This is a genomic window from Streptantibioticus parmotrematis, from assembly GCF_019890615.1.
GTDB classification, from domain to species: Bacteria; Actinomycetota; Actinomycetes; order Streptomycetales; family Streptomycetaceae; genus Streptantibioticus_D; species Streptantibioticus_D parmotrematis.
On record NZ_JAINVZ010000003.1, the window covers coordinates 314,246 to 335,843 of the forward strand.

At 73.5% G+C, this 21,598-nt stretch carries 21 protein-coding genes; 16 read left to right on the plus strand and 5 right to left on the minus strand.

All coding sequences use genetic code 11. From position 1 onward, the window contains the following. Positions 1-14: 14 nt before the first annotated feature. Entirely contained in the window at positions 15-641 is a 627-nt protein-coding gene (locus K7472_RS06550; RefSeq protein ID WP_222974949.1) for an LAETG motif-containing sortase-dependent surface protein, read from the plus strand. Between the two features lie 60 nt (positions 642-701). On the opposite strand, the gene K7472_RS06555 is transcribed toward K7472_RS06550, so the two are convergent. Then, positions 702-1,190 carry a GNAT family N-acetyltransferase gene (locus tag K7472_RS06555; RefSeq protein WP_222975259.1) on the minus strand — a complete coding sequence of 163 codons (489 nt, stop codon included), beginning with the start codon at positions 1,188-1,190 and terminating at the stop codon, positions 702-704. Positions 1,191-1,420: 230 nt separating this feature from the next. On the opposite strand from K7472_RS06555, the gene K7472_RS06560 reads away from it, so the two are divergent. From K7472_RS06560 to K7472_RS06610, 11 genes are all read left to right on the plus strand, one after another. Continuing rightward, entirely contained in the window at positions 1,421-2,440 is a 1,020-nt protein-coding gene (locus K7472_RS06560; protein WP_222974951.1) for a heavy metal-binding domain-containing protein, read from the plus strand. Positions 2,441-2,564: 124 nt separating this feature from the next. Then, positions 2,565-3,398, plus strand: a complete 834-nt coding sequence (locus K7472_RS06565) for a heavy metal-binding domain-containing protein (protein WP_222974953.1) — start codon at positions 2,565-2,567, stop codon at positions 3,396-3,398. Positions 3,399-3,504: 106 nt separating this feature from the next. After that, complete coding sequence (locus K7472_RS06570) at positions 3,505-3,945, plus strand: hypothetical protein (protein ID WP_222974955.1); 441 nt, start codon at positions 3,505-3,507, stop codon at positions 3,943-3,945. A 134-nt stretch (positions 3,946-4,079) separates the two neighbouring features. Further along, entirely contained in the window at positions 4,080-5,867 is a 1,788-nt protein-coding gene (locus K7472_RS06575) for a phosphatidylglycerol lysyltransferase domain-containing protein (RefSeq protein WP_222974958.1), read from the plus strand. Positions 5,868-6,294: 427 nt separating this feature from the next. Next, positions 6,295-6,729, plus strand: coding sequence for a subtilase-type protease inhibitor (locus tag K7472_RS06580; RefSeq protein WP_222974960.1), 435 nt, complete (start codon positions 6,295-6,297; stop codon positions 6,727-6,729). Positions 6,730-6,988: 259 nt separating this feature from the next. Next, positions 6,989-8,233 carry a precorrin-6y C5,15-methyltransferase (decarboxylating) subunit CbiE gene (gene cbiE, locus K7472_RS06585; RefSeq protein ID WP_222974962.1) on the plus strand — a complete coding sequence of 415 codons (1,245 nt, stop codon included), beginning with the start codon at positions 6,989-6,991 and terminating at the stop codon, positions 8,231-8,233. A gap of 207 nt (positions 8,234-8,440) precedes the next feature. After that, positions 8,441-9,538, plus strand: coding sequence for a cation diffusion facilitator family transporter (locus K7472_RS06590; RefSeq protein WP_222974964.1), 1,098 nt, complete (start codon positions 8,441-8,443; stop codon positions 9,536-9,538). Between the two features lie 263 nt (positions 9,539-9,801). Beyond that, entirely contained in the window at positions 9,802-10,314 is a 513-nt protein-coding gene (locus tag K7472_RS06595) for a helix-turn-helix domain-containing protein (RefSeq protein ID WP_222974966.1), read from the plus strand. After that, positions 10,311-10,979 (plus strand): hypothetical protein, encoded by a 669-nt coding sequence (locus tag K7472_RS06600; protein WP_222974969.1) that lies wholly within the window; start codon positions 10,311-10,313, stop codon positions 10,977-10,979. Before K7472_RS06595 ends, K7472_RS06600 begins: the two co-directional genes overlap by 4 nt. Beyond that, positions 10,972-12,183: an MAB_1171c family putative transporter gene (locus K7472_RS06605; protein WP_222975261.1), complete on the plus strand. Its 1,212-nt coding sequence runs from the start codon at positions 10,972-10,974 to the stop codon at positions 12,181-12,183. Before K7472_RS06600 ends, K7472_RS06605 begins: the two co-directional genes overlap by 8 nt. 347 nt (positions 12,184-12,530) lie before the next feature. Next, on the plus strand, positions 12,531-13,766 hold the full coding sequence (locus K7472_RS06610) for a cytochrome P450 family protein (protein ID WP_222974971.1): 1,236 nt from the start codon (positions 12,531-12,533) through the stop codon (positions 13,764-13,766). A gap of 127 nt (positions 13,767-13,893) precedes the next feature. On the opposite strand, the gene K7472_RS32480 is transcribed toward K7472_RS06610, so the two are convergent. From K7472_RS32480 to K7472_RS06625, 3 genes are all read right to left on the minus strand, one after another. Then, positions 13,894-15,789: a DUF6114 domain-containing protein gene (locus K7472_RS32480; protein WP_308013789.1), complete on the minus strand. Its 1,896-nt coding sequence runs from the start codon at positions 15,787-15,789 to the stop codon at positions 13,894-13,896. Continuing rightward, positions 15,780-16,457 (minus strand): DUF6230 family protein, encoded by a 678-nt coding sequence (locus K7472_RS06620; RefSeq protein ID WP_308013790.1) that lies wholly within the window; start codon positions 16,455-16,457, stop codon positions 15,780-15,782. Before K7472_RS06620 ends, K7472_RS32480 begins: the two co-directional genes overlap by 10 nt. A gap of 106 nt (positions 16,458-16,563) precedes the next feature. Further along, positions 16,564-17,181, minus strand: coding sequence for a DUF6230 family protein (locus K7472_RS06625; protein WP_222974973.1), 618 nt, complete (start codon positions 17,179-17,181; stop codon positions 16,564-16,566). 204 nt (positions 17,182-17,385) lie between these two features. Here K7472_RS06625 and K7472_RS06630 point away from each other — a divergent pair, with 204 nt between their 5' ends. The 4 genes from K7472_RS06630 (at position 17,386) to K7472_RS06645 (ending at position 20,631) form a co-directional block, all read left to right on the plus strand. Next, the gene (locus K7472_RS06630) at positions 17,386-18,522 is read left to right on the plus strand and encodes a CaiB/BaiF CoA transferase family protein (protein WP_372457935.1); all 1,137 of its coding nucleotides are present in this window, start codon (positions 17,386-17,388) and stop codon (positions 18,520-18,522) included. Between the two features lie 110 nt (positions 18,523-18,632). Continuing rightward, on the plus strand, positions 18,633-19,484 hold the full coding sequence (locus K7472_RS06635; protein WP_252395158.1) for a peptidoglycan recognition protein family protein: 852 nt from the start codon (positions 18,633-18,635) through the stop codon (positions 19,482-19,484). A 37-nt stretch (positions 19,485-19,521) separates the two neighbouring features. Next, the gene (locus K7472_RS06640; RefSeq protein ID WP_222974977.1) at positions 19,522-20,274 is read left to right on the plus strand and encodes a DUF72 domain-containing protein; all 753 of its coding nucleotides are present in this window, start codon (positions 19,522-19,524) and stop codon (positions 20,272-20,274) included. Between the two features lie 123 nt (positions 20,275-20,397). Then, a complete protein-coding gene (locus K7472_RS06645; RefSeq protein ID WP_222974979.1) occupies positions 20,398-20,631 on the plus strand; it encodes a DUF6296 family protein in 234 nt (77 codons plus the stop codon). 147 nt (positions 20,632-20,778) lie between these two features. On the opposite strand, the gene K7472_RS06650 is transcribed toward K7472_RS06645, so the two are convergent. Next, on the minus strand, positions 20,779-21,078 hold the full coding sequence (locus K7472_RS06650) for an antibiotic biosynthesis monooxygenase family protein (RefSeq protein WP_222974980.1): 300 nt from the start codon (positions 21,076-21,078) through the stop codon (positions 20,779-20,781). Positions 21,079-21,598: the final 520 nt, after the last annotated feature.

Sequence of the window (21,598 nt, forward strand, 5' to 3'; positions counted from 1 at the left end):
CGATGGGAGAAATCATGAACAGCACACGTCGCAGCAGGAAGAGAGCGGCAGCCATAGCCGGCAGTGGTCTCGCCGCTCTCGTGGGGACCGCCGTGATGGCGTCGCCCGCGTCGGCGCACGTACCGCAGTGGACGTACACGTGCGACTCCGTCCACGTCCACCTTCAGTCGTACGACGCACACGCCCACAACACCGTCGAGGTGACCGCGGACGGCAAGGATCTGCTGCCGGCCACCGCCTTCAAGAGCGACTTCGCCGACACGCTCACCCTCGCCGCGCACAGCAGCCCGGTCGCCCTGAAGCTCATCGTGCGCGCGAGCGACGACCCGACCGGGGCCAAGGGCTGGAGCGTCGAGAAGACCGCCACCGCGCCGGTCTGCCAGAGCGGCTCGCCGACACCGCCGCCGCCCTCGTCCTCCCCCACACCGCCGCCGAGCGCGAGCAGCACGCCCACGCCCACGCCCAGCGCCAGCACGAGCGCCCCGGTCGCCGTGCCGTCGCCGTCCAGCACCTCGCCCGGGCTGGCCGAGACCGGTGCGTCGAGCACCACGCCCGTCGTCGCGGGCATCGGCGCCGCCGTCGTGCTCGCGGGCGGCGCGCTGCTCGTCGTCGGCCGCAGGCGCCGCGCGGGGTCCCGCTGACCCCGGCGGATGACGCCACCGTGACGGGGTGGAGGTGGAGGCCGACGCGCCCCCACCTCGTCACAGCGGGCGCACGTACACCGTGACGGGGGCGCCGAACAGGACGTCCTCGCGGTGCGGTGCGAAGCCCAGCCGTTCCGCGACCCGCGCGGACGCCGTGTTGCCGGGGTGGATCATCGCGGTGAGGTACGGGACGTCGAGCGCGGCGGCGGCCCACTCCACGCAGGCCCGGGCCGCCTCCGTCGCGTACCCGTGGCCCCAGGCGGCGGCCCGCAGCGCCCAGCCCGCCTCCACCTCGTCGAACTGCTCCCAGTAATTGAGGCCGCAGCGGCCCAGGAACTCGCCGGTGGCCTTCAACTCCACGGCGCACAGCCCGTATCCGCGGTCGCGCCACTGCTCCTCGACGGCGGCGAGCCGCACCAGCGCGCGTTCGTGGGAGTAGGCGCCGGTGTAGCGGCTGACCCGCTCGTCGGCGTGCAGGTCCACGAGGGCCGTCGCGTCCTCGACGGTCAGCGGCCTCAGCGTCAGGCGGGGCGTGACGATCCGCATCACCTTCACCTTTCCGACTGTACCGGCGCGGCGGCGGGCGAAGCCCCTTGAGCGCGCGTCCGGCGTCGACCGGCTCCTCCGGTGAGCCGGGGCGTGGGGGTGAGGCGCCGCGCCCGGCCGTCCCGGAGCGCGGCACGCGGTGTCGCACCCGCGTGCGGGGTGTCGGCGGCAGGTCCTAGACTCGTCCTCCCATGCCCCCGGTGGGGGTCGTGAAGCGGGAGTTGGTGTCCATGAGCGGGGAATGGACCTCGGCGGGGCTGCCGCCGGTGGCGGCGGCGCGCACCGCGGAAGCGCGGCGCAGCGGCACGTGGTCCTCCGCGCTGTCCACCGGCGAGTTCGCCGCGATCCGGTCCGTCGGCTTCGAGCCGGTGGGCCAGGTGATGGGATCGGCCGTCTACCACGTCTCCCGCAGCGGGACGTACTGGGGCTACTACGACTGCGGCCACGGCTACGCGGGGCTGATGGGCCGCTTCGACCGGGTGGCGAACGTCGCGTTGTCCGGGCAGGGCGCGGCCTCGCGGGCGCTGGTCCAGGTGCTGATGGACGCCCGCCACAAGGCGCTGGAGCGCATGGTGGCCGAGTGCGCGGCGCTGGGCGGCGACGGCGTGGTGGCGGCGAACCTGACGATGGCGCCGTTCCCCGCGCAGCCCAACTGCCTGGAGTTCCAGGTCATCGGCACGGCGGTGCGCGCGCAGGGCCCGGTGCGGCCGCGGCGGCCGTTCACCACGCACCTGGACGGCCAGGGCTTCGCCAAGCTGCTCACCTCGGGCTGGGTCCCGGTGGAGCTGCTGGTCGGCATCTCGATCGGCGTGCGCCACGACGACTGGGGCGTCTACCAGCAGCGCCGCCTGAGCGCCGGGAACCAGGAGGTCGTCGGCTGGAGCGAGCTGGTGAACGCCACCCGCCACGACGCCCGCGCCCAGCTGACCCGGCAGGCCCGGGACGCGGGCGCGCAGGGCGTGGTGCTGGGCAGCAGCGACCTGCGGGTGTGGGGCGAGCCGTGCATCCGCGCCAAGAACAACAACTCCGAGCAGGAGGACCACGTCGCCGAGGCGACGCTGGTCGGCTCGGCGATCGCCTCGTTCACCGTGACCGAGCGCCCGGCGCGCACGCTGAGCGTCATGCCGCTGGACTCCCGCCGCAAGCGGCTGCGGCAACGGATCCAACGCGAGCTGGGCTCGTACGGCACGGATCCGTACGAGGTCCGCAGGATGATGACCGAGCTGTCCGAGCTGGACGGCACCGAGTGAACCGCCGAGCCGCCGCACGCCGCCCGGCCGCCGCCGACCGCGCCGGCCACGTGAAACACACGGTCCACGTAAGCCGCACCACCGCCGCGGGGCGCGCCCGCGCCGCAACGAGGGGAACCCGATCATGAGCGCCACCGACCCCACCCCGCAGGGCGTGCCCGCCGACGCGATGCGCCGGCTGGCGGAGCTGCGCCCGGGCCAGCCCGGCGGGCTGTTCACCAGTGACCTGTCGGTCAACGAGTTCCTGCTGGTGCGCGAGGCCGGGTTCCGTCCGATCGGCCTGGTGCTGGGCAGCTCGATCTACCACGTCGGCATCCAGCTGGGCCGCTGGGGCAAGAACCAGGAGCTGACCACGCTCAGCCAGGCGATGTACCACGCCCGGGAGCTGGCGATGACCCGCATGGAGGCGGAGGCCGCCCAGCTGGGCGCCGACGGCATCGTGGGCGTGCGGCTGTCGGTCGAGGCGCGGGAGTTCGGCAACGACATCGCCGAGTTCATCGCCATCGGCACCGCGGTCAAGGCGGACTCCCCCGCGCCCGGCGGCAACGGCAGCTGGCGCAACGCCAAGGGCCAGCCGTTCACCTCGGACCTGAGCGGCCAGGACTTCTGGACGCTGATCCGCGCGGGCTACGCGCCGCTGGGCATGGTGATGGGCACCTGCGTCTACCACATCGCCCACCAGAAGCTCGGCTCGGTCTTCTCCAACATCGGCAAGAACGTGGAGATCGAACCGTTCACCCAGGCCCTGTACGACGCCCGCGAACTGGCGATGGAGCGGATGCAGAACGAGGCGGAGGAGTTGCACGCGGAGGGCATCGTCGGCGTGCAGCTCAACGCGCACAACCACCGGTGGGGCGGTCACACCACGGAGTTCTTCGCGATCGGCACGGCCGTGCGCCCGCTGCGCGACGACCACGTCATCGAGCGTCCGACCATGACGTTGAGCCTCGACGGCTGACCGCGCGACCCTGTAATCGGTGCACGCGGCGCGCCGACGTGTGCCTGACGCACCCGACGTACCGCGTGGAATCCCCCGTGACCGCACGACCGCGAGAGGCCCGGCGATGAGCGCCAACGACCCGATGCCCTACGAACCGGCCGGTGACCCGGCCTCGGTGGACCTGCTGACCGCCGCGCTCCGCCAGGACGCCGCCGACCTGGAGGTCTACGCCCAGGTGCTCACCGGGAGCCTGGCCGACGCGCTGCCGCCGGACGCGGTGACGATCGAGCGCAAGCGCGGGATGGCGGACCGGCTGGCGGGCCGCGAGGGCAGGGTGGAGCGCCTTCAGGTGGCGCTGGGCGAACAGCGGCTGGTGCTGGACCTGGCCGGTGGCCGCCCCAAGGGGGAGGTCTGCAAGGAGGTGCGCGGGGTGGTGCTCTCCCGGCGGCCGGTGGGCCTGGACGAGTGGGCGCGGGAGCTGGCCGGTGCCATCGCGGCCCGCGCCGCGTCCGACGCGCGGGCCCGGCAGGCGATGGAACGGCTGCTGGGCCTCGGCGGAGCCTGACCCCGAGGCCGTCCTCGACGTGATGTCGCCCACGTGGACCGTGGTCCACGGCCCACGCGCGGTATCACCCTTTCGTGTCATTGATATCGTCGGGCGCCCTGGCAATTATGAGAAGAAGCTGAGAGGCGCCGTAGATGAGCAATGCTGTCAATGTCTCGCCACGTGCCGATGCAGGCACCGGGCAGGGCGCCGGGGGGCAGCAACCACGTCGGCCGGGTGACCGGTCGACCGCTCTCACCCGCCGCACGGCCCTGGTGCCGGAGTGGTATCTGCGGGTGGTGGGTCTGCTCAATCTGCTGACCGCCGTCTCCTTCACGCTGCGCGAGCAGGTGCACTCGCACAACACCGGCGACCTCTACACGCCCTTCATGCTCTTCGCCGGGTTCACCTCGGCGGCCGCCGCGCTGTTCATGGCGATGATGCTGGGCCGGCGCAAGCGGGTCGCGTGGATCGTGGTCACGCTGCTGTGCGGGCTGTACGCGGTGCTGTCGGTGTGGGCGCTGACCTTCGACGACCTGCGCCGCCATCCGTTCAACTGGATCTCCACGGCCGTGACCTGCCTGGTGCTGGTCTGCACGCTGATCGGGCGCCGCGAGTTCTACGCCAAGGGCGACCGCACCAACCCGCAGCTGGCGCTGGCGGTGCTCGGCGTCGGGGCGCTGATCTCGGTGGGCGCGGGGGCGACCCTGGTGACGGCCGCCGGGCCGGACCACGCCAGCATCGGTGACCGCGTCTGGTACGTGGCGCTGCGGCTGACCGCGCTCACCAACGACCAGGACTTCCAGGCGCTGCACGTCAACCACTGGGTGGGCGCGGGCATCAACCTCACCGGTCTGCTGCTCTTCCTCGCCGTGCTGTACGCGCTCTTCCGCTCGCCGCGCGGCCGGGAGCAGCTGGGCCGGGACGACGAGGAACAACTGCGGACGCTGCTGGCCAAGCACGGCGCCCGGGACTCGCTGGGTTACTTCGCGCTGCGCCGGGACAAGGCGGTGATCTTCTCGCCGACCGGCAAGGCGGCGGTCACCTACCGGGTGGTCGGTGGCGTGACGCTGGCCTCCGGTGACCCGATCGGCGACGTCGAGGCGTGGCCGGGCGCGATCGACGCGTGGCTGGCCGAGGCGCGCGAACACGCGTGGATCCCGGCCGTGATGGGCGCCAGCGAGGAGGGCGGCACGGTCTACGCCAGGCACGGCCTGGACGCGCTGGAGCTGGGCGACGAGGCGATCGTGGAGACCGGCGAGTTCACCTTGGACGGCCGGGCGATGCGCGGCGTGCGCCAGGCGTACAACCGCGTCAAGCGCGCCGGTTACACCACGCGCATCCGGCGTCACCACGACATCCCGGCCGACGAGATGGCCGAGCTGCTCGCGGCGGCCGACCGCTGGCGTGACGGCCAGACCGAGCGCGGGTTCTCGATGGCGCTGGGGCGGCTGGGCGACCCGGCCGACGGGGACTGCGTGATGATCGAGTGCCATGACGGCGAGGGCGAGTTGCGGGCCCTGCTGAGCTTCGTGCCGTGGGGACCGAAGGGGCTGTCGCTGGACCTGATGCGCCGTGACCGCTCCTCGGAGAACGGTCTGGTCGAGTTCATGGTGCTGGAGCTGATCCAGCAGGCGGACTCGGTGGACGTGCAGCGGATCTCGCTGAACTTCGCGATGTTCCGTTCGGTCTTCGAGGAGGGCGCGCGGCTGGGCGCCGGGCCGGTGCTGCGGCTGTGGCGGTCCGCGCTGATGTTCTTCTCCCGCTGGTGGCAGCTGGAGTCGCTGTACCGGGCCAACGCCAAGTACCGCCCGATCTGGGAGCCGCGCTTCCTGCTGTTCGAGAAGAGCTCGCAGCTTCCGCGCATCGGGCTGGCGAGCGCCCGCGCGGAGGGCTTCATCGTGGCCCCGGCCCCGCTGTCCCGGCTGCGCCGCGACGCGTGAACGGCCCTGTGCCGCGACGTGTGAACGGCCCTGCGCCGCACGCGCGTTGACGCCCCGGGGCCGTCGTCCCGGTGACGCTCCCGGCCTCCGCACGGCCCATGACCCCCGTCGCCCGATCGCGGGCGGCGGGGGTTTCGTGTGCCGCAAACCGGTGGTTTCCGGTCGAGTCGCCACGACTTGAGGGCATCGCTCGCACTCCGCCCGCATGAGCCGATACGGCGTCAATCACCGTGCCGCGAGCCCTTTTCCAGCAACGACCGGCCCAGCCCACGGGCGTCGTACCGTGCCCGTGAGGCACGGTCGCCACAATGCGCCATCGACGCGTCGCCGAGCGCGACCGGAAGTGTGCGTTCGATGTGCGTCCCGTGAACGGTTCGGCAAGACTCGCGTCCGTTATCCGCACAACCCCGACCAAGGAGTATCCGGAATGCGGAACATCAAGGGAACGCTGGGCTCGCTGGGCGCCGTCGCCGCCATCGCGGCAAGCTGCCTCATGGGCGTGGGCACCACCGCCGCGCACGCCGAAGCGAACTCGGCCGACCCGACCGACCTGGTGCTGACCATCGCCCAGGGTGACAACGCCACCTCCGCGGCCGTGCAGCGCGCCGTGACCCTCACCTGTGACCCCGAGGTCGGCGGCGACCACCCGGACCCGCAGGGCGCCTGTAGCGAACTCGACGGCGTGCACGGCGACTTCACCGCGCTCACCGGCACCAGCCCGCAGCCCATCTGCATGATGCTGTGGAGGCCCGTGGTGGTGACCGCGGAAGGGGTCTGGCAGGGCCGCCAGGTGTCGTACGCGCACACCTACCCCAACGCCTGCATGATGCAGGGCGCCAGCAAGCACGTGTTCCACTTCTGAGCGACCGGGTCCTTCGCCCACGACCCGATCCGGTCGTGAGCGGGCGGTCCGTCGTCGGACGCCGGGAGCCGCGGGAGATCCCCGTGGCTCCCGGCGTCGTCGCGTTCGGCCGCCTGCCGCGCCGACCAGCGGCTTCAGTAGAGTGCGAGGACTCCGCGCGGCCCGTGCCGGGCCCGTTCCCGAGGACGCGGGCCGTTCCGGGTCCGTTCCGCAAGACGCGGCCTGTGCCCGGCCCGTTCCCGAAGACCGAGGTGTTCCGTTGAGTACGCTCCCCCCGGCCCCCGTTCCCGACGCGGGCGAACCGCTCACCGTGGTCGGCATCGGCGCCGACGGCTGGGCGGGGCTCGCCGAGCGGGCGCGCGAGGAGCTGCGGCGGGCCCAGGTGCTGATCGGCGCGGTGCGTCAACTCGGCCTGCTGCCGCCCGAGTGCGCGGGCGAGCGGGTCGCCTGGCCCTCGCCGCTGCGGCCCGCCGTGCCGAAGCTGCTGGCGGAGCACGCCGGGCGGCGGGTGGCGGTGCTGGCGAGCGGTGACCCGATGTTCCACGGGATCGGCCGCACCCTGGCCGAGGTGGCGGGCGCCGGGCGGCTGCGGGTCCTGCCGCACCCCTCGTCGGTCTCGTACGCCTGCGCGCGGCTGGGCTGGCCGGTGGAGCGCACCGAGGTGGTCTCGTTGGTCGGCCGCCCGACGGCGGGGCTGAACGCGGCGCTGTACGACCGGCGCCGGCTCCTGGTGCTGAGCGCGGACGCGGCCACCCCCGCCGAGGTGGCGCGGCTGCTGCGCGAGCGGGGCTTCGGGGCGAGCCGGATGCGGGTGCTGGAGCAGCTCGGCGGCGCGCGTGAACGTGTCCTGGACGGCACGGCGGCCGCCTGGCCGCACCCGCCGGGCGATCCGCTGAACGTCGTCGCGGTGGAGTGCGCGGCCGGTGCCGACGCCCGGCGGCTGTCGCTGGTGCCGGGGCTGCCGGACGAGGCGTACGAGCACGACGGGCAGCTCACCAAGCGCCACGTGCGGGCGGCCACTCTCGCCGCGCTCGCCCCGGCCCCCGGTGAACTGCTCTGGGACGTCGGCGCGGGCTCCGGCAGCATCGGCGTCGAGTGGATGCGGGCGCACGGCTCGTGCCGTGCGATCGCCGTGGAACGCGACCCGGTCAGGGCCGAACGCGTGACCCGCAACGCCGACGCGCTGGGCGTGCCGGGACTGCGGCTGGTCACCGGTCCCGCGCCCGAGGCGCTGGCCGGGCTGCCCACGCCGGACGCGGTGTTCATCGGCGGCGGGCTGACCGCGCCGGGGCTGCTCGCGGCGTGCTGGGAGGCGTTGCCGCCGGGCGGGCGGCTGGTCGCCAACACCGTCACGCTGGAGTCGGAGGCGGTGCTCGGGCAGTGGTACGCGCGGCACGGCGGGGACCTGGTCAGGATCGCGGTGGCGCAGGCCGTCCCGGTCGGCGGGTTCACCGGCTGGCGGCAGGCGATGCCGGTCACCCAGTGGGCGGCGCGTAAGCCCTGAGCCGGGAGTACAGGCCGTACATCCGATGATCTCACCGACGCGTTGGCCGAAAAGAAACCGCAGGTCAGAGCCGCCTTACCGGCGTCGATAACCGTTCCCAGTGCAGTCTTTGGATCTTTCGTCATTTCGCGGTTCACTGCTGAGGGCCGGACGTGACGACACGCGTCGCGGCCGGTCAACGGACGACGACGGGGCGAAGGGCTGGCGATGAGCAGCGGACCGCGGCAGGACCGGAGCCACGACCACGACCACGGGGCGCTCCCGGCCTCAGGAACGGGCGACGGACACGACCACGGCGGGCACGATCACAGCGGGCACGACCACGGCGGGCACGGGCACTCGCACGGGGTCGCCGCCGACGCCGACCGCCGCTGGCTGACCATGGCGCTGGGGCTGATCGTGGCGTTCATGGCGGTCGAGGTGGTCGTCGGCGTGATCGCCCACTCGCTGGCCCTGGTCTCGGACGCGGCGCACATGCTGACCGACGCGGCCTCCATCGTGCTGGCGCTGATCGCGATGCGCCTCGCCGCGCGGCCCGCCCGGGGCACCTTCACCTACGGGCTCAAGCGGGCCGAGATCCTCTCCGCGCAGGCCAACGGCATCACGTTGCTGCTGCTGTCGGTGTGGCTGGCGTACGAGGCGGTGCGCAGGCTGATCGCGCCGCCCGCGGTCACCGGTGGCCTGGTCCTGGTCACCGCGCTGGTCGGGGTGGTGATCAACGTGCTGGCCGCGTGGTGCATCTCGCGGGCCAACCGCACCTCGCTCAACGTCGAGGGCGCCTTCCAGCACATCCTGACCGACCTGTTCGGCTTCATCGCCACCGCGATCGCCGGGCTCGTGGTGCTGACCACCGGCTTCTCCCGAGCGGACGCGATCGCCTCGCTGGTCGTGGTGGCGCTGATGCTGCGGGCGGGCACCGGGCTGGTGCGCGAGTCGGGCCGGATCTTCCTGGAGGCCGCGCCCGCCGGGGTCGACCCGGACGCGCTCGGTGACCTGCTGGTGTCCCGTCCAGAGGTGGTGGAGGTGCACGATCTGCACGTCTGGCAGATCACTTCCGGCCAGCCGGCTCTTTCCGCGCACATCCTGGTGGAGCCGGCCGGTGACTGCCACGCGGTGCAGCGGGAGATGGTGGAGATGCTGCGCGAGGACCACGGCATCACCCACACCACCCTCCAGGTCGACCACGCGCCCGAGCAGTTGCTCGCGGTCGCGCCGAATCCGCAGACCGCGGCGGACGCCGAGCACTCCGGGCACTGCGCCGACGCCCATGGCCCGGTGCACCGCGAGGGCCCGCACCCGCACTGACGGGCGCGACGAGCGCCCTCCCCCGCCCGCGCGTCCGGGGCCGCCCGGGCACGTCCCCGCAGGCCGCGAGCGCATCAACCGCCGGTTAAGTGGCGCGGGTCGAGGCGTACCGAAACCGGCCTAGTGCGCCGCCGTGCCTCCGTGGCAGGATGCTCACCAGGGTGTGACGCGTCTTAACTGACCGTGAGACCACGCCCGTTGGAGCGCGGGGCGACGGTGCCACGGCGCGCGGGACGGCCGGGACCAGCGAGGGGTGGTGCGGCATGGCGGCGGCAGACGACAGAACATCTCGGGGCGCGGACGGCGGCGCGCTCGCCACCCGTCTCAACTACCTGTTCACGCACATGCATCCGCCCGGCGCGCCGTACACCAACGCGCACGTGGCGGCCGAGATCAGCCAGGGCGCCGAGGAGTACGGCGGGGTCCGGCTCACCGAGCAGTATCTGTCGATGCTGCGCAACGGGCGGCGCGCCAACCCCAGTCCCGACGTGCTGCGCGCGCTGGCCAAGTTCTTCGCCGTGCCGGTCGGTTACCTGCTGGGCGACCTGTCGCCGTCGCAGGCGGAGCGGGTGGAGGAGGAGGTCCGGTTCCTGGTGGCCATGCGCGACCAGCGGGTCCGGGCGATCGCGTTGCGCTCGGTGGGGCTGCCGCCGGAGGTGCAGGACAGCCTGGGCACGATCATCGCCCAGTTCCGCGCCCAGATGAACCTGCCGGCCGACCCGCGCGACGGCACCCCCGGAGTCCCCGGCGAAGGCACCGGCGAGGGCCCCCGATGAGCGCCGGGGCGGACGTCGACGAGCGCGAACAGCTCTTCCACACCTGGCAACGGACGTCGGACGAGGACGGTACGGTCATGCGCGTCGGTGTGATGCGTCGTCGCTGCAAGCGGCTCATCGACGAGCTGGGGGTCCCGGCCGCGACCGGGCTGCGCGAGTTGTGCGACGTGGTGGCCCGCCGCGTCGGCCGCCCGATCCACCTGGTGCCGATGGGCCTGGACGGGGTGGTCTCCGGCATGACGGCGACCACCGAGGACGCGTTCTGGGTGTTCTACGAACGCGGCACCTCGCCCTGGCACCAGACGCACATCGTGCTGCACGAGATCGGTCACCTGCTGCTCGGCCACGACCAGGAGCCCAGCGTCACCGAGGAGGCGCTGAAGGTCTGGACGCCGTCCGTGGACGTGGCCACCGCGATCAAGCGGATGGGCCTGGCCATGGGCTTCGCCCGGCACAACTGCTACGACAACCTCGCCGAGCGCGAGACCGAGGTGCTGGGCACGTTGCTGATGGAACGCGTCGTGCCCTCCGCCGCCGACCGCGGTCTGCCGCTGGACGGCCCGGCCGCGCAACTCGCCGACTCCCTCGGGCCCGCCCTGCGCCACGTGCAGCGCGAGCGGGAGCGGCGCGAGGAGTCGGGCCCGGGCGGTGAGCCGGGTGTTTGACGTCGTCTACCTGTGCTTCGCCCTGGCCGCTTGGACGATCACCGGCTACAAGTGCCGTGCCTGGCTGCGTGACCGGGGCAACGCCGACCTGGGTCTGACCTGCGTGATGACGGCGGCCATCGCGACCGTCTTCCTGTTCTCCGCGCCCAGCATCTACCGCTGGTTCGACCGGCTGGCAGGTGTGGCGAACCTCGCCATGGTCTTCCTGTACTCCTCCGTCGTGCTGTTCGCGACCGGGGCGCTGGTGCTGCTGCTGCGGTGGCACGGCCGCCACAGCGAGCGGGCGCGGATCCGCGCGGCCCGCCGGGCTCGCGTCGCGGTGGCGGTGATCGCCGTCGTGTGGGCGGTCGCGATCGTGTGCTTCGCGGTCGGCCGCCCCGACGCGGTCGAGCATCCCCGGGACTTCAGCACCGCGTACGCCCACGCGCCGGGCGTGGTCGCGTTCCTGGTGCTCTACCTGGCCGTCTTCGGTTCGGCCGCGGGCGCGTTGGGTGTGCTGTGCCCGCGCTACGCGGCCCGGCTGGGGCGCACCTGGCTGGCGCGCGGGCTGCGGGTGCTGGCGGTGGGCTGCTGGGGCGGGATGTTCTACTGCCTGTGCAAGGTCGTCGGCTTCTTCTGTTCCTGGGCCGGGGCCGACCAGCGGTGGCTGTCCAACGGCGTGGCCCCGCTGAGCGCTTCGGTGGCGGCGCTGCTGGTCCTGGTCGGCTTCGCGATGCCTGCTGCCGGTCCCCGGGCGTCCGCGTGGCGCAGGCTGCGGCGGCTGCGGCCGTTGTGGCGCGCGGTGGCCGAGGAGGCGCCGGAGGTCACGATGGACGAGCCGGGCTGGTCGCGGTGGTGGCCGCTGGCCGACCTGGAGTGGCGCGCCAACCGGCAGATGGCGGAGATCCGCGACGTGCAGCGGGCGATACGCCGCTACGTGGAGGCCGACGCGCTCGACACCGCGCGGGAGCTGGGCGCGGCGGGGGGCCTGGCGGACCGGAGGCTGGACGCCTTCGCCGAGGCCGTCGCGCTGCGCCGGGGTCTGTGCAACCAGGCGGCGGGCCAGCTGCCGGACCCGTCCGCGGACACCCTCGTGGTCACCGTGAGCGGCGAACTGGCCGAGGAACACGAGCACTTGGCGCGGGTCGCCGACGTCTACCGGCTCCCACTGGTGGACGACGCGCTCGCGGCCCTGAGGGACCGCAGTGCCGCCAGAGGGGGCTGACGGCGCGCGGCCGAGATCCGGGTGGCCCCGGACGGGGGTCAGGGCCACCTGCACCACAGGGGCGGCCCCGGGGAGCACCCGGCCCCGGGGACCGCGCCCTGTGCGCTCGATTTGCCGCGGGACCACGCCGCACGCGATCGGTGTGGCGCGGGACCGCGTCGTACGCGGCCGTCGGACCTGCGTCGTACGCGGCCGTCGCGTGCGGGATCGTTCGCCGGAGGCCGTTTCGCGCGGCCACGCCACGTAACGTCCGTTTCAAGCCAGTTGTGGCGGCGAAGGTGTCGCCTCCGGCCGTGTGCCGTTCGCGCGGCCGTGGGCGAGGTCGGCCGCGTCTAGAGTCGGGAGCCATGCGGAACTCCACCCCGTCCGGATGCCCGGTCACCACCGTGGACACCGAGGCGCTGATCGCCGACCCCCACTCCGTCTACGCCGGGCTGCGCGAGGCCGGGCCCGTGCATCGGGTCACCGGGCCGGACGGCAGGCCGGCCTGGCTGGTCGTCAGGTACGAGGACGTGCGGCGGGCGCTGGCCGATCCCCGGTTCTCGCTGGACAAGCGGAACGCGCTGCCGGGGAACTACGACGGCCTGCGGCTGCCGTCCGCGCTGGACGCCAACCTGCTCAACATGGACCCGCCGGACCACACCCGGGTGCGCCGCCTGGTGGCGAAGGCGTTCACGCCCGGCCGGGTGGAGCGGCTGCGCGAGCCGGTGACCCGGCTCGCCCGTGAACTGCTGGACGCCGTCGCACCGGACGGCGGAGCCGACCTGCTGGCCGCGTACGCGGGGCCGCTGCCGATCGCGGTCATCTGCGACCTGCTGGGCGTCCCGCCGCAGGCACGGGTGGACTTCAGGGCCTGGACCGACCACCTGATCACGCCCGACCCGGCGCATCCGGAGGCGACCCGGGACGCGGTCGTCAGCATGATGCGCTTCTACGCCGAGCTCATCGCGAGCAAGCGGGAGCGGCCCGGCGACGACCTGCTCTCCGACCTGATCGCGGTGCGCGACGACGCGTCCGAAGGGGGTGAGGACCGCTTGTCGGAGGACGAGTTGACGTCGCTGGCCTTCCTCGTCCTCTTCGCGGGCTACGAGAACACCGTGCACCTGATCGCCAACGCGGTGCTGGCCCTGCTGGACGATCCGGAACGCCTGCGCGAACTGAGCGAGCACCCGGAGCGGCTGGCCGGCGCGGCGGACGAGTTCGCGCGCTTCGACGGGCCGGGCCCGCTGGCGATCCGCCGGTTCCCGGTGACCGACGTCGAGGTGGGCGGCGTGACCGTTCCGGCGGGTGAGACCGTGCTGCTCGCGGTGGGGTCCGCCAACCGCGATCCGGAACGCTTCGCCGCGCCGGACCGCCTGGACTTCGGGCGCGACCGGGGCGGCCACCTGGGCCTCGGGCACGGCATCCACTACTGCCTGGGGGCGGCGCTGGCCAGGATGGAGACCGAGGTGGCGCTGCGCGAACTGCTGGCCAGGTTCCCGGCGATGGAGCTGTCGGTGCCGCGTTCGGAGTTGCGTTGGCGGCCGACGATCCGAGCCCGTGGCCTGATCTCGCTGCCCGTTCGCTGGGAAGGCCGGAACTGAGCGGTTTTTGATGCGTAACCCGTGCCCGATGCGGTAAAAAGATCCTTGAGCCTGCCCGGTGTGCATCCCCCGTCGCACCGGGCAGGTTCTTCGTTTTCCCAGACCCTTGGGCCGTTCCAGCGGCGCGCTACCCGGTGGCGGTCTGGTGCAGGCCCGGGACCGTCAGGTCGTCGGCGCTCAGGTACTGGTCGTACGTGGTGACGTCGGTGAAGAACAGCGGGATCGGCACGGTGAGCCCGGGCGGCAGCGGCGGCGGCATGTCGGGGGTGAACGTGACCGGCAGCAGCCCGAGCAGGTCGCCGCTGAGCACCCGGGTCAGCAGCACCACCGGTTCGCCGGTCGCGGTCGTGGTGCCGTCCGGGTCGCCGTCGGTCTCCGACTCCCCCTGGCAGGCCGCCCACGGCGGCGGCGCGTCCGGATCGGTCAGCCCGATGCCCGGGATCCCCATGTCCAGCAGCGGCAGCCGCAGCCCGGGCAGTCCATGGAAGTACGGGAACCCGCCCGGCCCCGGGCCGCACTCCGGCGCGAGCAGGGCGGCGGTCTGCCGCAGGCTCGCGATGTCGACCCGGTAGGCGGTGAACGCCAGCACGCGCTGCGGGCCGGAGGCGGTCTGCACCTCGGTGATGCCGTGATACGTGAGCCCGGTCAGCGCCAGCAGCGGCGTGCGGACCCGGAACGGCTGGGCGGCGGCGTGCACGTCGTCGTAGCGCGCGGCGCCGAGCGACAACGCGAGGGAGACCGAGTCCAGGCACCACGGGGAGTGCGGATCGGCCTCACCCAGCCGCAGTTGGAGCGGCAGCCCGGACAGCACGCCGTCCATCCCGTGGTCGGCGGGCAGCCGGGGCAGCACCAGCCGCAGCAGCGACGGCGAGACCGAGTCCCCGGTGCCCACGCCCGGCTTGCCGGAGGTCACGGGGAGCGGCACGGAGGCGGAGGTCGAAGTGTCGTATGCCGGGCGGGACTTCGACTCGGGCGCTGCGGAGTCGGGCCTGCCCGGCGCGGGGCCGGTTCCGCCGGGCTCGGGCCGGGAGGCCGAACCGCCCTCGTGCTCCGGCGGGTTGAGCCCCAGCAGCCCGGTGACGGCACCCAGCAGGCCGCCGGCGCGGGGCGGCTCAGGCGCGGCCGGGCCGGGCGTGCGCTGGCCCGGCAGGGTAGCGTGGACGGAGGCGTGCAGGCCGAGGGGTCCGTCGACGCCGAGGTGGATGCCGTGCGAGTCGCGGGAGCCGGACGGGTCGCCGGCGTGCGTGACGGACGTGACGGGGCCGCCGTCGCCCGCGATGTGCACGGTGGGGCCGGCGGCGGCCAGGAGGGCGTCGAGCAGCGAGCAGACGGTGAGCCCCCCGCCCGTTTCGTGGGAACCGCCGCCGTCCGGGGGCGCGGCCGGGGTGGCGGCGTGTTGCGCGGGATGCAGCGGGTGGACTCCACCGGCGAGCAATGCTCCCCCGGCGGGCAGCACGCCGATCGCCCTGAGGAGCTTGCCCGTTGAGCCGTGACCATAGCCAGGCCCTGAGGTGGGGCCCGAGGCGGGACCGGAACCGCCGCTCCCTGGGCCGGGGTTCGGCCCGGGGCCCGGTCCGCCGCCGTTCGCGTCGTCTCCGTCGTCCCCGTCGTGCGGCCAGTTGAGCCCGGGTTGGCGTACCGGTCGCGAGCGTGGCCGCGGCGCGTCCGGGGTCCAGCTGACCGCCATCGCGCCGCCCAGCGCGCCCAGCAGGAAGCCGATGAGGAAGCCCCCGAAGTTGGACAGGACGAGGGAGGCGACCGCGAAGACCAGGGTGGCGATGCCCGCGAAGACCCGGTGGTGCGGGGCGAGCCAGAGGGTGAGGGCGAGCACCACCAGGAAGACGCCCATCAGCATGCCGGAGACCCCGGCGACGCCTTCGTGGATCATCAACGCCAGCGGTGCCAGCGGGATGGAAAGGATCTCGATCCCGGCCAGCAGCGTCCACACCCCGGCCCAGAACGGCCTGCCGCGCCGCCAGTCGCGGAACCCGGCCCGCCTCCCGGCGGTCGCGCTCAGAAGCACGAACGGTCGCCCGAGGTCACGGACAGGTGCAGCCCCGGCAGCCGGAAGGTGGCGGCGCTCACCGAACGGGTCTGCTGGCGCAGGTGGTCGATGCGGATGGTGTCGGCCTGCTCGCCGAACCCGCCGGGCGGCCCCTGCACTCCGGGCACACCGGAGACCGTCGAGGCGTCCTGGCCGATGTTGATGTGGTGGAAGACCGCGTCGCCGCGCAGGTCGTGGGCGTCGACCACCAGCCGGTCGGCGTGCGCGGGCGGCCCGTCGGTCCCCGAGGTCAGCCGCAACGTGACCGGGCCGACGAACGGCAGGTCCTGCACGACGGACTGGCACAGGTCGTACAGGTCGGCGGAGTTGATGCCGGACAGCGCCTCCGGGTAGGAGGCGGCGCGGCCCTGGTCGACCACGCCGTACTGCACGAAGTCGGTGCCGGCGAGGGTGTCGGCGCTGATCTGGAAGCTGCGGCCGGAGACGGTGAAGGAGTTGGCGGAGACGCCGAAGGACGCGGCGAGCGCCCCTTCGGCAGTGGCGGCGAGCAGGGCCGCGGAGACCGCCAGCACCGGCACCATCACCAGCGCCAGCCGCCCCCACCGGGTCCGGCCCGTCGCCGCGGCGGCCGGGACGGCGCGGGGCGCGGGGCGCGCGGCCGGGGGCAGGGTGTCGTCGGGGTGCACGTCTTCTCAAACGCGGTACGGCCCGCCCGGTGTCGGGCCCGGCGGGCGACCACCCGATCGGCGTACGCCCGGCGCGCCCGCACGTCGTGGCGGCGGGGCGCGTCGGTTAGAAGCAGGGGGCGGCGTGCGGCCGTACGCTCAGGCGCAGCCCGTTGAGCCGGAAGGTGGCCGCGCTCACCGCCCGGGTGGTCTGCCGCAGGTGGTCGATGGTCACCGCCGTGGCCTGCTGGCCGACGCCGCCGGGCGGGCCGCCGATGGTGCCCGCGTCCACGCCCATGGTGACGTTGCGGAAGGTGGCGTCGCCGGACAGGTCGGCGCTGCGCACCACCAGGTCGCTGGCGTGCGCGGGGTGGCCGCCGCCGCCCGCGGTGATGCGTACGGTGACCGCGCCGAGACCGGGCACCTTGCTGACGACGGACTGGCACAGGTCGTACAGGTCCGCCGACCTGATGCCGGAGACGGCGTCGGGGAAGCGACCGCGGGCGGTGGAGTCGACCCCGGTGTACTGGGTGAAGCCGGTGCCCTGGAGGCGGTCGGCGGCGACCTGGAAGGTCTGCCCCGACAGCACCGGCGAGCGCGCGGAGATCGCCAGCGAGACCGGCACCGCTCCGGCGCCCACCCCCGCCATCAGCACGGCGGCGGCCAGCAGCGCCAGCAGCATGACCAGGGCCAGCCGCTTCCTGCGGGTGTGGCCGTGGTGCGTCACGGGTACGGGGCTGCTCACCCGACCATTGCAACCGCGCCGCCGCACCCCGGCAACCGGAACCGGCTCCCCACCGCGGGGCTCTGCGGGGTGGTTGACGGAGCGTGGTGTGGCGGCAGAATGGGCGGCCTCGCCGATCTGGAGGTGTCCGTGACGGTCCGTGCCGCGCTGTCCGGGGTGCTGGTGGCCGACTTCAGCCGGGTGCTGGCCGCGCCGTACGCGACCATGCTGCTGGCCGACCTCGGGGCGGACGTCGTCAAGGTCGAGCGTCCCGGGACCGGTGACGACACCCGCGCCTGGGGGCCGCCGCACGCGCACGGCGAGGCCACCTACTTCCTGTCGGTCAACCGCAACAAGCGTTCCCTCGCCGCCGATCTGGCCGATGAACGCGACCGGGCGCGCTGCGAGGAGCTGGTGCGCCGCGCCGACGTGCTGTTCGAGAACTTCCGGCCGGGCACGATGGACAAGTACGGCCTCGGGTGGGAGCGGGCGCGGGAGCTGAACCCGGGTCTGGTGTACTGCTCGGTCACCGGTTTCGGCAGCGGCGCGGGGGCGGCGCTGCCCGGCTACGACCTGCTGCTCCAGGCGCTCGGCGGGCTGATGAGCGTCACCGGGCCTGCGCCGGGCGAGCCGGTGAAGACCGGCGCCGCGCTGGTCGACGTGCTGACCGGGCTGCACGCGGCGGTCGGGGTGCTGGCGGCGCTGCGGCACCGGGACGCCACCGGGGAGGGGCAGCTGGTGGAGGTGAACCTGCTGTCCACGCTGCTGTCCAGCCTGGTCAACCAGTCCGCGGGCTACACCCTGGCCGGGGCGGTCCCGGGCATCATGGGCAACCGGCACCCGTCCATCGCGCCGTACGAGGTGTTCGAGGCGGCGGACCGGCCGATCGTGATCGCGGTGGGCAACGACCGTCAGTTCGCCGCGTTGTGCCGGGGTCTCGGCACGCCGGAGCTGGCCGCCGACCCGCGGTTCGCGACCAATCCCGACCGCGTGGCGCACGTCGGGGAGCTGGCGGCGGTGCTCGGCGCGGCATTGGGCCGCCGCACGGCGGCGGCGTGGTTCGAGTCGCTGACCCCGCTGGGCGTGCCGTGCGGTCCGGTCAACGACCTGGCCGCGGCGGTGGATCTGGCGGAACGGCTGGGGCTGCGGCCGGTGGTGCCGGTGCCCGAGGCGGACGGCGGGACGGTACCGGTGCCCGAGGCGGACGGCGAGGCGGCGCCGGGGGCGGGGGACGCCGGGGGCGGCGCGATGGATCTCGTACGCGACCCGATCGGGCTGTCCGCCACTCCGCCGCGCTACGACCGGCGTCCGCCCCGGCTGGGCGAACACACCGAGGAGATCGCCGCCTGGCTCGACTCCTGAGGCGGCCCGCGTCACGCCTGGGCGACCGCCGCCGACCGCCCGCGGCACCACGCGGCGACGGCGGCGGACAGCGGATGCGGCCCCGGCGGGTGCCGCTTACGCTCACGATCATGACCATAGACCGGCGCATGGTGCTGCGCGGCCTGAGCCGGGCCGCCGCCGCGGGCCTGCTCGGCGCGGCCCTGGCGGCGGCCGAGGCGGGCCGGTCGTCCCGGAACACGTCGGCCCGGCCCGCGGGACCGTCACGTCCCGCGCGCGGCCGGGACGTGGCCGTCGCCGCCGTCCGCTGGTCCGCGGCGCGCCCCGACGTCGTGCCGCGCTCGGCCTGGCACCCCGATCCGGCGCACCGCGAGAAGCCCAGCCCCTCGGCGCCCTCGGTGAAGGCCGTCTTCGTCCACCACACCGACAGCGGCAACGACTACTCCCCCGGCGACGTACCGGAGATGATCCAGTCGTTCTACAACGACCACATAGAAAGCCGTGATTGGGGCGACATCGGCTACAACTTCCTGGTCGACCGCACCGGTGTCATCTACGAGGGCCGGGCCGGCGGCGTGGACAACGCGGTGATCGGCGCGCACACCCTGGGCTTCAACGTGGGCACGGTCGGCATAGCGGCGATAGGCAGTTACGGCGGCGGAGAGCGGGTGCCCGACGCGATGCTGGACTCGATAGCCCGGCTGTGCGCGTGGAAGCTCGGGATGTACGGGGTGGACGCGCGCGGCAGCACCGTCCTGGTCTCCACCAACAGCGGCAGCCGTTTCGCCCGCGGCACCCGCCACGTCTTCCGCGTCATATCCGGCCACCGTGACGGCTACTGCACCGACTGCCCCGGCAACTCGCTCTACGCCCGCCTCCCCGACCTGCGCGCCCGGGCGTACGACCTCCAGGACCACAGCGCCCCCTCCGGCACCGTGCCCTCCGTGGTGCCGCCCTCCTTCGTCCGCAGGACGCTGTCGTGACACTGCCGGGGTCCGCCGTGACGCTCCTGGGGTCCGCGTGCCGGTGCTGGTAGGGACGTCGGGGTGGCAGTACAAGGACTGGCGCGAGGTGCTCTACCCACAGGACCGGCCGCAGCGCGAGTGGCTCACCGAGTACGCGGCCCACTTCGCGACCGTGGAGAACAACAACGCCTTCTACCGGCTGCCGTCCGAGGCGACCTTCGCGGACTGGCGGCGCGCCACACCGGACGACTTCGTGATCGCGGTCAAGGCGAGCCGCTACCTCACCCACATGAAGCGGCTCCACGACCCCGAGGAGCCGGTGCGCCGACTGCTCGCGCACGCGGCGGGACTCGGCGCCCGGCTCGGTCCGGTGCTGCTCCAGCTGCCGCCCAACCTGCGGTCCGACACCGGGCTGCTCGACGCCTGCCTCGGCTGCTTCCCCGAACGCGTCCGGGTCGCGGTCGAGATGCGGCACGAGTCGTGGTGGACGGACGAGGTCCGCGGTGTGCTGGAGCGGCACGGCGCCGCGCTGTGCTGGGCGGATCGCGGCTCGCGCCCGGTGACCCCGTTGTGGCGCACCGCCGAGTGGGGCTACGTGAGGTTCCACGCGGGCCTGGCCGAGCCCTGGCCGCGGTACGGGCGTCAGGCACTGGAGAGCTGGGCGGGACGGATCGCGGACGCCTGGCCGCCTCAGGCCGAGGTGTACGCGTACTTCAACAACGACCCCGGGGGCGCGGCGGTCCACGACGCGTCGGCCTTCGCCCGGGCCCTGGCCGCCTTGGGCCGGGAGCCCACCCGCACCCCGTAGCGCCGGGAGGAACACGCGTACGACCCGGGTCGCGGAAAGGTGCGAAAATGTACTGATGCGCATCAACGTGCACTGACGGAACAAAACCCACATACCTCGCACGGACCAGCACCGGGAGGTGCCATGGACACACGGACGACGGCGTACGAACTGGCCTTCCCGCACCCCGGACAGGAAGAGCCCGACCGCGTGGTGGTGCGCCGCACGGACGCGTCAGGACCCGGCGGCAGTGCGGTGTACGCGGACGACAGCGGCATCGTCAGGGCCGAGATCAGTGACGAGGGCGAGGTACGGATGCTGCCTTCCGGAGGCCGTCAGGCGCTCACCCGGCCCACGGACGTCAAACCGCTGCCGTGACCCCGGTGCGCGGGCGCAGACTGTGACCCCGGTGCGCGGGCGCAGACTGTGACCCCGGTGCGCGGGCGCAGACTGTGAGCCCAGTGCGCGGGCGCGTGTCGTGACCCCGGTGCGCGCCCGCGCGCTGTCGGCCTCGCGGGGTGCAGGTCAGCCCTGCGGGGTGAAGTGCGCGACCCTCGGCGCCCGCAGCAGATAGCGCAGCTCCTGCTCGGCCCAGACCGGCCTGACCCGCCACATCGGGCCCGCGTAGCCGCGCAGCGCCGCCTCGTCACGCCAGCGGCTCACCAGCAGCACCCGGGGCTCCTGCGGATCGGTGGAGCACAGCAGCTCGGCGCCCAGGCACCCGTCCACCTGCCGGATCGGCGGCACGACGTCCGCGGCCATCATCGCGCAGAACTCCCCCATCAGGCCGGGGACGACCGGCGCCTCCCACACGCGGACGATCACTTGGGGCCTCCTGCGGTCACCGGACCGAGCGGACACGGCCCATTATCCGCTCACACCCGCCGCGCCGCCCGGCTCGATCACCCACCCGGGAATGCGCCGGTCCGACGGCACGCGAACGGATTTACCGCACAAGAAAAGGGGATAGCGGAAAGGATTCCCGGAGCATCGGGAGAGAAAAGGCGACCGGGCGGCGTTCGCGAGGGCCGGCGCTTTCCTGAAAAAGTGAATGAGTCGCGCTCGGGTGCGGGATAAATCCCACCCAGAACCCGCAGGAACAAAATCCCCCGCGGACCTTGCGGGTTCAAGACCCGAGCGCGACTCGCGAGTTCACTATGTCAAAGCTCCCCCGCCACCGCAAGGCCCGAACCGCTTTCTCGCCCTGCGAGAAAGCGGCGCTCCGTTATGTCCGAATGCGGCGACTTCCCGCTCGACGCGCTTTCTCGCAGGGCGAGAAACGGTAATGCGGAACGAGGTTCCGTGGCACTCGGCGCGGCTGCGCCAGGATCGCGTACCCGGGAAC